Annotated in this window: 11 protein-coding genes and 1 tRNA gene; 8 read left to right on the top strand and 4 right to left on the bottom strand. The window is 65.9% G+C overall.

The genetic code is table 11. The features are described 5' to 3' along the window. Positions 1-3 precede the first annotated feature (3 nt). The 3 genes from CLU95_RS08150 (at position 4) to CLU95_RS08140 (ending at position 2,502) form a co-directional block, all read left to right on the top strand. On the top strand, positions 4-960 hold the full coding sequence (locus tag CLU95_RS08150) for a threonine/serine dehydratase (RefSeq protein WP_373668488.1): 957 nt from the start codon (positions 4-6) through the stop codon (positions 958-960). Positions 961-1,023: 63 nt separating this feature from the next. After that, positions 1,024-2,355, top strand: a complete 1,332-nt coding sequence (gene serS / locus CLU95_RS08145; protein WP_099792074.1) for a serine--tRNA ligase — start codon at positions 1,024-1,026, stop codon at positions 2,353-2,355. Between the two features lie 57 nt (positions 2,356-2,412). After that, positions 2,413-2,502: transfer RNA gene (locus CLU95_RS08140), tRNA-Ser, on the top strand. A 422-nt stretch (positions 2,503-2,924) separates the two neighbouring features. On the opposite strand, the gene CLU95_RS08130 is transcribed toward CLU95_RS08140, so the two are convergent. Then, positions 2,925-3,539 carry a TetR/AcrR family transcriptional regulator gene (locus tag CLU95_RS08130; RefSeq protein ID WP_099792072.1) on the bottom strand — a complete coding sequence of 205 codons (615 nt, stop codon included), beginning with the start codon at positions 3,537-3,539 and terminating at the stop codon, positions 2,925-2,927. Between the two features lie 219 nt (positions 3,540-3,758). On the opposite strand from CLU95_RS08130, the gene CLU95_RS08125 reads away from it, so the two are divergent. Then, positions 3,759-4,508: an SDR family NAD(P)-dependent oxidoreductase gene (locus tag CLU95_RS08125; RefSeq protein ID WP_099792070.1), complete on the top strand. Its 750-nt coding sequence runs from the start codon at positions 3,759-3,761 to the stop codon at positions 4,506-4,508. A gap of 634 nt (positions 4,509-5,142) precedes the next feature. Here the strand turns inward: CLU95_RS08125 and CLU95_RS08120 are convergent. Further along, entirely contained in the window at positions 5,143-7,944 is a 2,802-nt protein-coding gene (locus CLU95_RS08120; RefSeq protein ID WP_099792068.1) for an ImpA family metalloprotease, read from the bottom strand. Positions 7,945-8,221: 277 nt separating this feature from the next. Then, entirely contained in the window at positions 8,222-8,764 is a 543-nt protein-coding gene (locus CLU95_RS08115; protein WP_099792066.1) for a helix-turn-helix domain-containing protein, read from the bottom strand. Positions 8,765-8,861: 97 nt separating this feature from the next. Between CLU95_RS08115 and CLU95_RS08110 the strand changes: the two genes are divergently transcribed. From CLU95_RS08110 to CLU95_RS08095, 4 genes are read left to right on the top strand one after another with little or no spacing between them, the layout of a single operon-like run. Next, entirely contained in the window at positions 8,862-9,878 is a 1,017-nt protein-coding gene (locus tag CLU95_RS08110; RefSeq protein WP_099792064.1) for a Bug family tripartite tricarboxylate transporter substrate binding protein, read from the top strand. Between the two features lie 5 nt (positions 9,879-9,883). After that, a complete protein-coding gene (locus CLU95_RS08105) occupies positions 9,884-10,534 on the top strand; it encodes a glutathione S-transferase family protein (protein WP_099792062.1) in 651 nt (216 codons plus the stop codon). A gap of 33 nt (positions 10,535-10,567) precedes the next feature. Beyond that, complete coding sequence (locus CLU95_RS08100) at positions 10,568-11,365, top strand: aldolase (RefSeq protein ID WP_099792060.1); 798 nt, start codon at positions 10,568-10,570, stop codon at positions 11,363-11,365. 44 nt (positions 11,366-11,409) lie between these two features. After that, positions 11,410-12,315 (top strand): dihydrodipicolinate synthase family protein, encoded by a 906-nt coding sequence (locus CLU95_RS08095; RefSeq protein WP_099792058.1) that lies wholly within the window; start codon positions 11,410-11,412, stop codon positions 12,313-12,315. A 393-nt stretch (positions 12,316-12,708) separates the two neighbouring features. On the opposite strand, the gene CLU95_RS08090 is transcribed toward CLU95_RS08095, so the two are convergent. Then, positions 12,709-13,545 (bottom strand): winged helix-turn-helix transcriptional regulator, encoded by an 837-nt coding sequence (locus CLU95_RS08090; RefSeq protein WP_099792056.1) that lies wholly within the window; start codon positions 13,543-13,545, stop codon positions 12,709-12,711. Positions 13,546-13,613: the final 68 nt, after the last annotated feature.

Here is a 13,613-nt window from a genome sequence, read left to right as displayed (position 1 = left end):
CCCATGAAAAACACCAACTGGCGCTCCGAAATCGAGAGCGCCTCCCGCAGGCTGAGCGAGCGCGCTGGCCACTTTCTGCGTGAAACGCCGCTGTGGAAGCTGCCGGCCGCCGCCGTCGGCGTGACCGCGCCCGGCGCCGAAGTCTGGCTCAAGCTGGAGCACATGCAGGTCAGCGGCAGCTTCAAGGCCCGCGGCATGATGAACCGCCTGCTGGCCAACGACATCCCCGCTGCGGGCGTGATCGTCGCCTCGGGCGGCAACGCCGGCATCGCCACCGCCGCGGCCGCCAAGGCGCTGGGCGTGCCCTGCCAGGTGTTCCTGCCGGGCGTGTCGCCCGAAGCCAAGCGCGCGCGCCTGCGGGCGCTGGGCGCCGAAGTGGTCGTGGTCGGCGAGCTGTACCCCGACGCACTGGCCGCCTGCCTGACGCGCCAGAAAGAAACCGGCGCCTTGCTTACGCATGCCTACGACCAGCCCGAAGTGGTGGCCGGCGCCGGCACGCTCGGCCGCGAGATCGAGGCGCAGGGCGGACTGCCCGACGCCGTGCTCGTGAGCGTGGGCGGCGGCGGCCTGATCGGCGGCCTTGCCGGCTGGTTCGAGCAGCGCGCCCGCGTGGTCGCGCTCGAACCCGAGAAGGCCCCGACGCTGTTCCGCGCCCGCGAGGCGGGCGAACCCGTCGACGTGGACGTCGGCGGCGTGGCAGCCGATTCGCTCGGCGCACGCCGCATCGGCGCCATCGCCTGGGAGATCACGCAGCAGCAGGTGCGCGACGCGCTGCTGCTGTCCGACGAATCCATCCGCGCCGCCCAGCAGTGGCTGTGGAAAGAGCTGAAGCTCGCCGTGGAACCGGCCGCCGCACTGCCGCTGGCGGCGCTGCAGACCGGCGCCTACGTGCCGCGTGAGGGCGAGAAGGTGTGCCTGATCATCTGCGGGGCGAACGTCGATCCGGCCACGGTCGCCTGAGTCGTCGCAGGCGTGCGAGCGGGGAGGGCGGGCGCGGGCCGGGCGCCCACCTAAAATCTCCCCATGCTTGACATCACCCTGCTCCGCAAAGACTTGGCCTCCGCTGTGGCCGGCCTCGAAAAACGCAAGAAGAACCAGCCCTACCTCGACGTCTCGGCGTTCAGCGCGCTCGAGGCCGAGCGCAAGACGCTGCAGACCCGCACCGAGGAAATCCAGGCGCGCCGCAACACGCTGAACAAGCAGATCGGCCCGCTGAAGGCCAAGGGCGAGTCGGTCGACGCGCTCATGGCCGAAGTCAACGCGCTCAAGGCCGAGCAGGAATCGCAGTCCAAGCGCCTCGAAGAAATCCAGCCCGAGCTGCACGCGCTGCTGCTCGCCGTGCCCAACCTGCCGCACGCCAGCGTGCCGCTCGGTGAAGACGAAGCCGGCAACGTCGAGATTCGCCGTTGGGCCCCGAAGGGCGGCGCCGGCGCCAACGCCACGCCGCTGGCCTTTGCGCCCAAGGACCACGTCGACCTCGGCGCACCGCTGGGGCTCGATTTCGAGATGGGCGCCAAGCTCTCGGGCTCGCGCTTCTCCGTCATGAAGGGCCCGATCGCCCGCCTGCACCGCGCGCTGGCGCAGTTCATGGTCGACCTGCAGACCGAACAGCACGGCTACACCGAGTGCTACGTGCCCTACGTGGTCAACGCCGCCACGCTCAGCGGCACCGGCCAGCTGCCCAAGTTCGAAGGCGACCTGTTCGCCGCGAAGAAGGGCGGCCAGGACGGCGAGGCTGCGTCCGACCATTCGGCGCTGTACCTCATCCCGACCAGCGAAGTGCCGCTGACCAACTTCGTGCGCGACGAGGTCGTGGCCGAGGCGCAACTGCCGATCAAGCTCACCGCCCACACGCCGTGCTTCCGTTCGGAAGCCGGCAGCGCCGGGCGCGACACGCGCGGCATGATCCGCCAGCACCAGTTCGACAAGGTCGAGATGGTGCAGATCGTGCACCCCGAGAAGAGCTACGACGCGCTCGAGCAGATGGCCGGCCACGCCGAAGCCGTGCTGCAGGCGCTGGAGCTGCCGTACCGCGTGGTGCTGCTGTGCACCGGCGACATGGGCTTCACCGCCGCCAAGACCTACGACCTCGAGGTGTGGCTGCCCGCGCAAAACACCTACCGCGAGATCAGCTCGGTGTCGAATTGCGAAGCCTTCCAGGCGCGCCGCCTGCAGGCCCGTTTCAAGAACGCCAACGGCAAGAACGAGCTGGTGCACACCCTCAACGGCTCCGGCCTGGCCGTGGGCCGCGCGCTGGTCGCCGTGCTGGAGAACCACCAGAACGAAGACGGCTCGATCAACGTGCCGGCGGCGTTGCGTCCGTACCTCGGCGGTCTTGAAGTTTTGCGCGGTTGAGGTTCAGAGTGTCAAAAGTCAGATTTTTCTGGCTATAATCTGAGGCTCGACAGCACCGGAGAGGTGGCAGAGTGGTCGAATGTACCTGACTCGAAATCAGGCGTACTAGCGATAGTACCGAGGGTTCGAATCCCTCCCTCTCCTCCAAACTCAAGCCCCTGTAGCAGCCCTTGCTACAGGGGCTTTTTGCTGGGCGCGCTGGTTGGTGGGCTGCGTGCAATGGTTTTGCCCATGTTTGGGTTTGCTCCGCGCGCATGGCGCGGGCAGGGCCTGCGCGCCGCCCGACTGACTGTGCTGTACTCGGTTGCCGCCCTGGCTAGCAGCCTTTCGGAGCCTGTTGATTGCCGCCGAAAATTGACCCTCTAAACCCAGTGAGAGATCAGCGGAATTCAACACCCCTTGGTCTTAGCGATTGCAATGCCTTCACGCTGGCGCTCTTTGATGGGTGCGCACTCGAACTGGCCGACTGCGCCGAGAAGCTGAGTGTTAATTGCGGGATCTGCTGGAAATCGGCGAGATATTGTTCCCAAAAAGGCGCCGCAGCGCACCGACGCGAACGTAAAGAGCGCCTAGCGGGACGCTGGCCAGGCAGCCATCGCGACATCGAGCACATTGAGCAGCGCCGCTCGCTCGCCGCCGTCCTGCGCCTGCGCCGCTAAGCCCTGCATCAGCACCGTATAGTAATTGGCGAGGCTCTCGGTGTTCGTGCCGGGCGATAGTTCGCCGTCCATCACCGCTTTATCAAAGCGCGCACGCAGCCTGAGCGCTGTGGCGCCGCGCCATCGCGCCAGCTCCTCGCGCGTCTCCGCTGACGCTGCGCGGCTCTTCAGGGGGCCTTGGGTGGTGAAGCACACACCCGGTCCGTGCGGATCGGTGGCCATCATCACAACTTCGCGCAGCCGCCGCTCGACTCCCGCTCGCGCGGACGGATCGGAAAGGCAGGTCTCCAGATCCTGTGCGCTCATGCGCGAGTAGCGTTCGAGCGATTTCAGGTAGAGCGCCTCCTTGTTCCCGAAGTGCAGATAGAGGCTCGGCCGGTTGATCCCCATCGCCGAGCAGAGATCACTCAGCGAGGCCGCCTCAAATCCCTTCGACGCAAAAACGCCCGTCGCCGCTTCGAGCGCTGTCTCCAGACAGAACTCCAAGGGGCGCCCCCCAAGATTTTTTTTCGAAGAACTATCCATCACTTTTGACACCTTAGGGTTTTTTACCGAAAAGTACAATTCCTTCTTGACCTAGCCCAAGCCACCTTAATATACTTTCGGTACAAAACCTCGGTCGGCTAAGCCTCCACCACAACACTCCCACGGACAAAGGAATAAACGGGGCGCTCTGCCCTGAGGCAAACCGGCACGCCATGTTTTGTATCGATCAGTAAAAAACCATCTGCAAAGGAATTGATTATGTCCAAGAAACTTACCGGAAAAGTTGCCATCGTGACCGGATCCTCAACCGGTATCGGTGCCGCAATCGCGCGGGCGCTGGCCGCCGAGGGCGCTTCGGTCGTCGTCAACTACAACAGCGACCAGGTGGGCGCGGATGCCGTCGTTGCGGATATCAAGAAAGCCGGTGGCGACGCCATCGCCATCGGCGCGAACATCACGAAGAAGGTATCGGCTCAAGCCATTGTGGACGCGGCGATCAAGACGTTCGGTCGGCTCGATATCCTGGTGAACAATGCCGGCATGCACACGTTCGGTACCGTCGAGGAGGTCACCGAAGAGCAGTTCCATCAGGAGTTCGAGCTCAATGTGCTCGGTACGATGTTGGTGACCGCCGCCGCCGTCCAGCACCTCAAGGCGGGCGCCAGCATTATCAATATCGGCTCGTTGGCAGCGAGGTTCCCTATGCCCGGCAATGCTGTCTACACGGCGTCCAAGGCTGCGATCGATGGTTACACCAGCGTCCTCGCCCAAGAGATGGGACCGCGCGGTATCCGGGTCAACGCCCTGAACCCTGGGCTGACCGCCACCGAAAGAGTGATTGCCAATGGTTTCGTCGGGTCCGACTTCGCCAACGCCATCACCTCGAGAACGGCACTCGGCCGCCTCGGCAAGACCGAGGAGTTGGGCAAGGTTGCGGTCTTCCTGGCGTCCGATGATTCCTCTTTTATCAGTGGCGAACACCTGCACGTCAACGGCGGCGCTCGCTAACTCCCTCAATCAATCTGAAACGACCCCGGACGGCGCGCGCTCGAACGGCGCGCGCCGTTGCCGTCAGTGACGGCCGGGCGATCGGTGCCATCGGGCGCGCACTGGTCAACGCTAGGACTGAAGAGCGGCGCCCACGGTGGAAGCGGATGGAATATCTGGACAAGATCTCCCTTGGCTCTCTGAGCCCCATCCAGTACCGAGAGAGTCTTGGACTTGCGACGTAAAACCAGTCCAAGTTTTTATCCGCACCCCCTCTCGAAAGTGGCGCGGTTTCCGGCGGCGAATGGTGGACATTCTCGGCCGTTCTATCTGCGCTAAGCCATTGTCAGTGTTGGAGAAACGGTCATTGGCGGGCAATGACGGGCATTTCTCAAACTGACTCCCTCTCCTCCAAGAATAGCCCCGCAAGGGGCTATTTTTTCGCCTGTTCGCTTCTGAACAGAGCCTCGCGGGATCAGGGCCTCGGCCGATGCCACCGCCTGCGTATGCGTCGACTCCCTACCGCCAAAGAGCCATTCCGCACCGGAGCAGCCGGGCTGCCGTCCCGCACGGATTCACAAGACCTGCGGTACCCGAGCGATGCTGAAGACCAGGCATGGCCACGACGGAACGCCGTGACCACGCCCCCGTCCGCTCAGAACGGATACGCCGGCGTCTGCCCCTGCACCGACAACCACTGCCCCGTCGACAGCTGGTTGGCCTTGCTGGCCCCCAAGGCATAGAAGCGCTGCGGCGCCATCGGCAGCGTCAGCGCCGCCACCGAATCCAGCGCAGTCTGCGTCAGCGGAACGCCGTACATGGCGAAGACGTTGCGCAGGTCCTGGCCGATGATCTTCGAGCTCAGCACGTACAGCAGTTCGTGGTTCGAAATGTCGTTGCTGGGGTAGCCGCTCATGCCGTAGTTGCCCGCCGTGTTGGTGCTCCATTTCTTGGCGACCAGACGCCCGCCCTTCGACAGCAGCGTGAGGAACTCGAGGGTGTTGGCGGCCGTGGGCTGGGCTTCGCTGTGACGGGCCTGGGTGTAGAGAAAAGCCAGCTGGAAGTACATGGCGAGCATGGGGCTTTGCTCCGGGCCACCCCACAGCCGCGCCTGCATGTCGGCGCGCTGCGGCTCGCCGCTGAGCGCGCGCGCCCGGTTGTCCTGGATCATCTTGTACAGGGCCGCGTGGGCGGTGCGGGTGCCGCTGTCGTCCTCGCCGAGGACGGCATAGCGGCGCAGCATGTGCGCGCTGGACAGCGTGTTGTTGTCGCACTCGGTGCTGCAGCCCTTGCCATTGATCACGATCCGCATCCAGGGCTGCACGGTGTTGTGGCCCAGCTCGTGCGGCCAGCCCCAGCCGATGTCCATGGGCCAGTTGTCGGAGTCGATCGGGTGGCCCGAGCAACCGCTGCCGCACGCCGGCAGCCAGCTCACGAAATGCTGCACGCCCGGCGCGTTGTGCACGGCGTCGTCGCAGGCCCATGCGAAGCTGGTGCACAAGGTCGACACGGTGCTGGGCATCTTCATGTCGTTGTAGCCGTTGGACATGTGGTTGGTGTCCATGAGGATGCCTTCGATGCGCCGCGTGACGAGGTCCTGCGGCGTCCGCAGGGTGCCGGCCGGCATGCCCGACTTGAAGCTCTTGAACGCGACGGCGATGGTCTGCTGCAGCTCACCGCCGCGGAACTTGAAGGTCGACCAGCCGTAGTCCTGGCGCTGCAGCGCGGCCATGGCGGCGTCCAGCTCGGCCTGTGCGGGGGGGCCCTGGCTGAAGTCGAAGTGGGCGTACCTGATCGTGCCCTTCACGCGCAGCTTGACCTTCTGCCCGGCCGTGGCGCCGCTGTAGCTCAGGAACAGCGGACCGCCGAACGGCGCGACGAAGTCGTTGACGGCATCACGCTGCAGCGGCACGGTCCATGACGGCGCCTGGCGCGGGCGGCCGTAGTTGTTGTTGTCCTTCAGCGGGTCGCCGTAGGTGCGGACATGGCTGGTCTGCACGCCGAGGTTCACGTCGGCGGGTGCCTCGGCGATCTCGAGCGCCACGGCCTTCGCTGGAATCGCGCCGCGGCCGATCGCCGTCTTGCCGCTGCCTTGCGGGAGCGTGAGTTCGATGGTTTCGTAATCGGTGCTCGTGGCGAGTTTTTGCGCGCCGGCGGGCATGTAGTCGCCCTGGCCGCCCGGTTGCGTCGTGGTCGCGGTGCGGCCGTGGGCCTGCCACGAATCGGACGCATAGGCGCGCAGGAAGTTGGCTGCATCGCTGGTGCGGTTGATCTTGCCGTAGGCGATGTCGCGGCGCCATTCATCGGCCCACAGCACCAGCAGGCGCTGCAGTTCGGTGTTCTCCGTCTTGAAGAGCGGGCGGCCGGCCAGCTCGGTGCTCGACAGGTCCTTGCGCGCGGCGTCGATCCCGACGATGGGTGCGTTGTCGACGGCGAAGTCCTGCGTGTACTTGTCCTTCGCGAGCCACTCGAGCGTGTGCACCAGACTGCCGAGCTGGTCGCCGCGCGCCAGGGCGTCGGCGGCTGTGCGGCCTGCGCTCACTGAGTAACCCGACGCTGGCGCGAAGAAGTTGCCGGGGTCGGCGGCGAGGCTCATGCCCAGGCTGGACAGCAGCCGTGTGCCGCCCGGGGCGGTCCACCAGCTGCTGTGCATGTAGATCACGGCCTTGCCGGCCTTCACGTAGCTTCGCACCAGCTCGCCCAGCGCGGGGTTGTCGGCCACGCTGGCGCCGAAGACGAGCAGGTCGGCGTCGTGCCAGCAGGTGTTGGTGGGCGAGGCGATGTCGCAGGCGATCTCTTGCGTCTTCTTCTGCAGGCGGGTCGCGAAGTTCTTGATGGCGCCCGCGTTGTAGCCGGCCTGGCTGAACTTGAGCGTGGCCGGCAGCGTGCCGTCGGCCTGCCCTGTCATCACCCAGGTGAAGGCGCGCGTGAACAGCGGCAGATGCTGCTGCTCTCGCGTCGTGCCGGCCATCCAGCCCAGCACGTCGGCACCGTAGGCCAGCGCGCGGCCGTCGCCCAGTTCGGCGATGGCCGCGATGCCTGAACCGTCGTCGGCAACGATGAACGGAATCGCCTGCGTGAGGCTGGCAGGCGTCAGCTCGGCGCTGTTCTTGCTGATGTCGAGCGCAAGGTTCGGCACCTGGCCCTTCGTGTTGTAGATGTCGGCCAATATCTGCTGCGGGCGCGGGCGCAGTTCGATGGCCTTGCGCGTGGCGCGCTCCAGCAGCGTGGCGCGGTCCTCGGGCCGCAGGCCGCTCGGGTCTCCGTTGTCGAGTGCCGCATCGACGCGACTCACGGGCGGCGTGGCGCCATCGTCCGGCGCACCGGTGGACGTGCCCGGTGAGCCGGGCATGCCGATGCCGGCAAAACCGGCGCCGCCGGAATCCCCGCCGCCACCGCCACAGGCGGACAGGACGAGGCAGGCGATCAGGGTCACGAGCTTGCGCGCGTGCGTCATGGTTCTTCTCCTTTGTAGTTCTAACTTTTTGGACATGAGGCCGGAAGTGCGAGCGGGGTCGCACCTCCCTGTCGCGATGAGACGCGACGCGCTGCTGCGGCGTGTGTGTACTGCCGGCGGCGGGCGACGGATTGTCGCCAGCGCTGACAGGTTTTCGACAGGTCTTTCAGCGACCGTTGGTTGGAAGAAACAGACGGCGGTGTGCGTGCTCGACGGTCAGGCGCATGAAGCGCATCGCGTGCAACGCGACTGGCTTCTTCGCTGTAAGCACATCGTCTTACGAGGCGGGCGAGGGGCTCGCAATCACTAACAGAACTTGCGCCGCTTTCTTGCTCGTGCAGATCAGCCGGTGCGGCACGGAGGCGTTGAAATGCACGCAGTCTCCGGCGACCAGGTCTTCGGTCTTGTCGTCGAGTTCGAGGCTGACCTCGCCGCTCAGCACATAGATGAGCTCTTCGCCTTCGTGGTCGCTCTTCAGGTGCTTCGTGCCTTTTTCGCGACCGGGCTGCAACACGAATGCGACCACGCGTTGACCGGGTGCCGTGCCAGCGACCAGCCGCGGCGCGCCTTCGTCTTTTTGCTTCGCCTTGGCGTCAGCGGCACGCGTGATCGTGACTGAGCTGCTCGTCGATGCCTGGCCGAACAACTCGTCCACCGGCAGCTTCAACGCCTTGGCGAGTTTCAGTGCCACACCGACCGAAGGGTTCGCCAATCCACGCTCCACCTTGGAGACATAACTGCGCGTGAGGTCGGCCGCCTGTGCCAGTTCTTCCAGCGTCATTCCTGCCTGCGTGCGCAGGAGTTTCAACTTGATCGTCATGGTTTCTTGCAGGACACATGAGTCCTATCGTACATTTGAGTCCTGAGCAGCGACACCGATGGGTCGCCGCACCGTTGGGTTCCTTTTGGAGTATGTCATGTCGAATTTCCTGTCTTTTCGCTGGAAAAATCCATTTCTCACTGCCGCGGCCCTGCTCGGCGCGGTGCTGTGCGCGGCCACGGTCGTGGCCCTTCCCCGGCCTGCTTTTGCGCAGGCCGCCTATCCCGCCAAACCTATCAAGCTGATCGTGCCGTTCGGCGCGGGCGGCATCACTGACGTCGTGGCGCGCCTGGTGGGACAGAAGCTGGGCGAAGAACTCAAGCAGTCGGTGATCATCGACAACCGCGCTGGCGCGGGCGGCAACATCGCGGCGCAGGCACTCGCCCAGGCCGCACCCGATGGCTACACGCTGCTGCTTGGCACCGTGGGCACGCAGGTCGTCAACAAGATGATCTACAGCAAGCTCGCCTATGACGCGAGTGCCTTCGCGCCCGTCTCGCTGGTGAGCAACTCGCCGTACGTGCTGGCCGTGAACGACGCGCTGCGCGTCGACGATGTGAAAGGCCTGGTGGCCTATGCCAAGGCCAATCCCGGCAAGCTCAACGCCGGCTCCGCGGGCAACGCCAGCTCGCCGCACCTGGGGCTGGAGCTTTTCAAGATCGCCACCCACACCGAGATCGTCCATGTGCCGTTCAAGAGCGGTGCCGAAGCCATCAATGCCGCGTTGGGCGGGCAGGTGCAGATCGTGATCGACGCCATTCCCGTCATCCGGAGCCAGGTCCAGGCCGGACGCCTGAAGGCCCTCGTCATCGCCGACGACGCGCGCAGTGGTGCCATGCCGAAGGTGCCGACCAGCGCCGAAGCCGGCGTGCCCACCTTCCTGATCGGGTCGTGGAATGCACTGCTCGCGCCGCCGGGCACGCCCAAGCAGCAGACCACGTTGTTGTCCGAAGCCCTGGCGCGCGCCCTGGCCCGCCCCGAACTGCAGGCCAAGCTGGCGGAGATCGGCGTCGAGCCGTTGCCCACGGGTGAAGCGGCCTACCTGAAGCATGTGCGCAGCGAGACCGACAAGTGGACGCGCATCACCAAGGCCGCCGGCACCAAGGTGGACTGACCGCCATGCGCATCATCGACACACAGCGCTCCGGCAACTGCTGGAAGGTCCGGCTCCTGGCGAGTTTCGTGGGCATCGATCTGCAGCGACGCACGCTGTCGATCGACCGCGGCGACCTGCAGTCGGCAAGTTTCCTTGCCCACGCGCCGATGAAGCGGGTGCCCGTGCTCGAACTGGACGACGGCCGCACGCTGAGCGAATCGGGCGCCATCCTTTTCTACCTGGCACAGGGCACGCCGTGGTGGCCCCAGGCGCTCCACGACCAGGCGCAGACGCTCGCATGGATGCACTTCGAGCAAGAGCAGCACATGCGCCCGCTGGCCCAGCTGCGGCTGCATCTGGCCCTGCGCAAAGACCTCACGCCCGCCGACGCCCCGGCGCGCGCCTGGCGCCAGGAAGGCCACGAAGCGCTGGCGATTCTCGAAGCACGCCTGGCAACAGGCAGGCAGTGGGTTTCCACGGAAACGGCACCGAGCATTTCGGACGTCGCCTTGTATCCGTACACCCGCATGGCGCCGATGGGCGGCATCGATCTCGCGCGCTACCCGCAGGTGCAGCGCTGGATCGACCGCATCGAAGGCCTGCCGGGCTACGCACCGCTGTTCCCGGGACAACCGGACCTCACCCTTTCCACGCTCGAAAAAACCTCGGGCTGACTTTTTCTCAACGCTGATACGGGAGCGATCGCTATGTCAGAAGACACTTTTTCCCTCAACAAAGAAGCCTTGATCGACAAGGCGAATGCCGAGATGGAAACGACCCTGTTGCCATCGGAGTACACCCTGCGCCAGAAGCTGGCGTTGACGTGCCGCATCCTCTTCGAGAACGGGCACGACTCCGGCCTCGCGGGCCAGATCACCACGCGCACCGAGATTCACGGCACGTACCTGACGCAGCGCCTGGGCCTGGGCTTCGACGAGATTTCGGAAGACAACCTGCTGGTCGTCGATGAAGACCTGAACGTCAAGTCGGGCTCGGGCATGGCCAACCCGGCCAACCGCTTTCACTCGTGGGTCTACCGCGCGCGGCCGGACGTCAACTGCATCATCCACACGCACGCCTTGCACGCAGCGGCCCTGAGCATGCTCGAGGTGCCGCTGGAGGTTTCCCACATGGACAACTGCGTGCTGTACGACGACGTGGCCTTCGTTCCGAAGTGGCCCGGCGTGCCGGTCGGCAACGAGGAGGGCGAGCTCATCTCGACGGCACTGGGCAGCAAGCGCACCCTGATGCTCTCGCACCACGGCCTGCTGGTGGCCGCTGAAAGCGTCGAGGCCGCCTGCGTGCTGGCGATTGCGTTCGAACGCGCGGCCAGGATGCAGCTGCTGGCCGCCGCCGCAGGGGCCATCCAGCCCATCGATCCGGCCCTGGGCCGTGAAGCGCACGACTGGATCCTGCGTCCCAAGCGCAACGAGGCGGCCTTCGCGTACTACGCGCGCCGCACCCTGCGCACCGGCCGCCACGCGGACTGCATCCGTTCGCGCTGAACGGCGTGCATTCGATCCCTTCACCGAAAGATCCCCAAGCCATCATGAGCACGTCATTCAAAGGCATCATTTCCTACCCCGTCACGCCGTTCGACAAGGCCTCGGGCCGTGTCGACCTGGCGGCCGTGCGCGGCCTCATCGACCGTCTCGTCGAACGCGGCTCGCACGGCATCGCCCCGCTGGGCAGCACCGGCGAAAGCGCCTACCTGGACGACGCCGAATGGGACGCCGTCGCCGAAGCGTCGATCCAGCAGGTCAACAAGCGCCTGCCGGTCATCGTGGGCATCTCCGACCTGACGACGCGCAATGCGGTGCGCAAGGCGAAGTTCGCGGAAGCAGCCGGCGCCGATGCCGTGATGGTGCTTCCGGTGTCGTACTGGAAGCTCTCGGACGACGAGATCTTTCGCCACTACGCCACGATCTCGCAGGCCGTGGGCGTGCCAATCATGGTCTACAACAACCCGGCCACCAGCGGCGTCGACATGAAGCCCGAGCTGATCGTGCGCATCGTCAAGGACATCGCGAACGCCACGATGGTCAAGGAAAGCTCGGGCGACATCCAGCGCATGCACACGCTGATGCAGCTGTCCGATGGCGGCATTCCGTTCTTCAACGGCAGCAACCCGCTGGCGCTCGAAGCCTTTGCGGCCGGCGCCATCGGCTGGTGCACCGCCGCGCCCAATCTGATTCCCGAGTGGCCCCAGGCGCTGTACGACATCTGCGCCGCAGGCGACCTGGACCGCGCGCGCCGCGTGTTCTACGCCCAGCTGCCGATCCTGCGCTTCATCCTGCAGGGCGGCCTGCCCACGACCATCAAGGCCGGCCTGGGCCTGCGCGGCTTCGAGGCGGGTGTGCCGCGCGCACCGCTGCTCGGACTCGACAGCCAGGGCACCCAGGCGCTGCAGGCCCTGCTGAAGGCCATCGATGCGAAGCCGCCGACTGCGCTGTAGTCCTGCGCGGCCACGCAAGGTCTCCCGACGGCTTACTCCGGGTCGTCGGGGTGCTGCGGACCGGCCAGCAGCCCGAGCACCAACCCGCCGAGGACGATGGCCAGGGCAAGAATCAGCGATGCCTCTGCGAGTAGTCTCATGGTGTCCTGCAAAGAATCTCCCCCTCACGGTGTGTCCTGCCATTGAACCTAGGTTCGCTGACCGGCGGCTGAGTGCGGAAGCAAGAAGGGTTTTATGCGGGGCTTCAGCCAGGCTTCAGGTTGGCCGCGGATACTGGCGGCGACGGTCTTCTGGCGTTGGTAGAGGAGGCTTCGGCACCCGCCCTCTGTGGTGGTTCCTCGAGGCCGGAGGTCGTCACAGTTTTCTCGCGCCGGCTGGTGCTCATGCTCATGCTCAGGCCCGCGCGCTTTCGCCGAGCCACACCGGCTCGTTCGATGTGTCCGGAAAGTCCGCGGTGTCGATCAGCGGCGCTTCATCGACCTCGGACACGCACCGCGCCGCCGGCGCCGTGTGCCGCAGTTCGTAGCCCCGCCCATACACCGAGACCAGCACGTACTCGCCGCCCTTGTGCAGCGACAGCTTGCGGCGGATGCTGGCCACGCAGCAGTCCAGCGTGCGGCTCGTGCGTTCGATGCGCGCGTCCACCCACAGCGAGGCCAGCAGCCAGTCGCGCTCCAGAAGTCGCCCCGCGTTGCGGAACAGCAGCAGCGCCAGCTCGAACTCGCGCGGCTTCAATCGCACGTCGACGCCATGGCACACCACGACGCGGCGCTCGCCCAGGAACTGGTAGTCGCCGAAGCACGCGGCCGTGGCCTGCGGTTGCAGCAAGGTGCGGTTGCGCCGCAGCGATTCGCGCACGCGCAGTTCCAGCTCGAACTCGTCGACAGGCAGCACCGCGAAGTCGATGCTCGCGCCCTGCGCTTCGCCGCCCGCGGCCGCCAGCACGTCGACCAGCAGGTCGCGCTGCGAGGCGCGCGCCACCAGAAAAATGGGAATGCGCAGCGCGCGGCACATCGCCGTGAGGATCGGCCACGCGCCTTCGTCCTTCAGCACGACCAGCAGCAGACCGAATTGCTGGCCCTGCGTGACAGCCAGCAGGAACTCCGTGCTGTCGCCGAAGGACACGGGCTCGCAGCCCATCAGGCGCAGGCGGTTGCCCCAGCCGGCCTGCTGCGCCTCGTCGCAGCCCACCATCGCGATGCGACACGCGCCCTGCTGCGCGGCCATCATGCGCGGGCTCCCCGGGGTGCGACCTTCTGGTGGCGGGACGTTGGCGTGGAAGGAAGGGTCTTCATGTC

This window comes from Variovorax sp. 54, assembly GCF_002754375.1.
Taxonomy (GTDB): Bacteria; Pseudomonadota; Gammaproteobacteria; order Burkholderiales; family Burkholderiaceae_C; genus Variovorax.
Note: the sequence above shows the minus strand (reverse complement) of the source record. Positions and strands in the feature narration are given on the sequence as shown.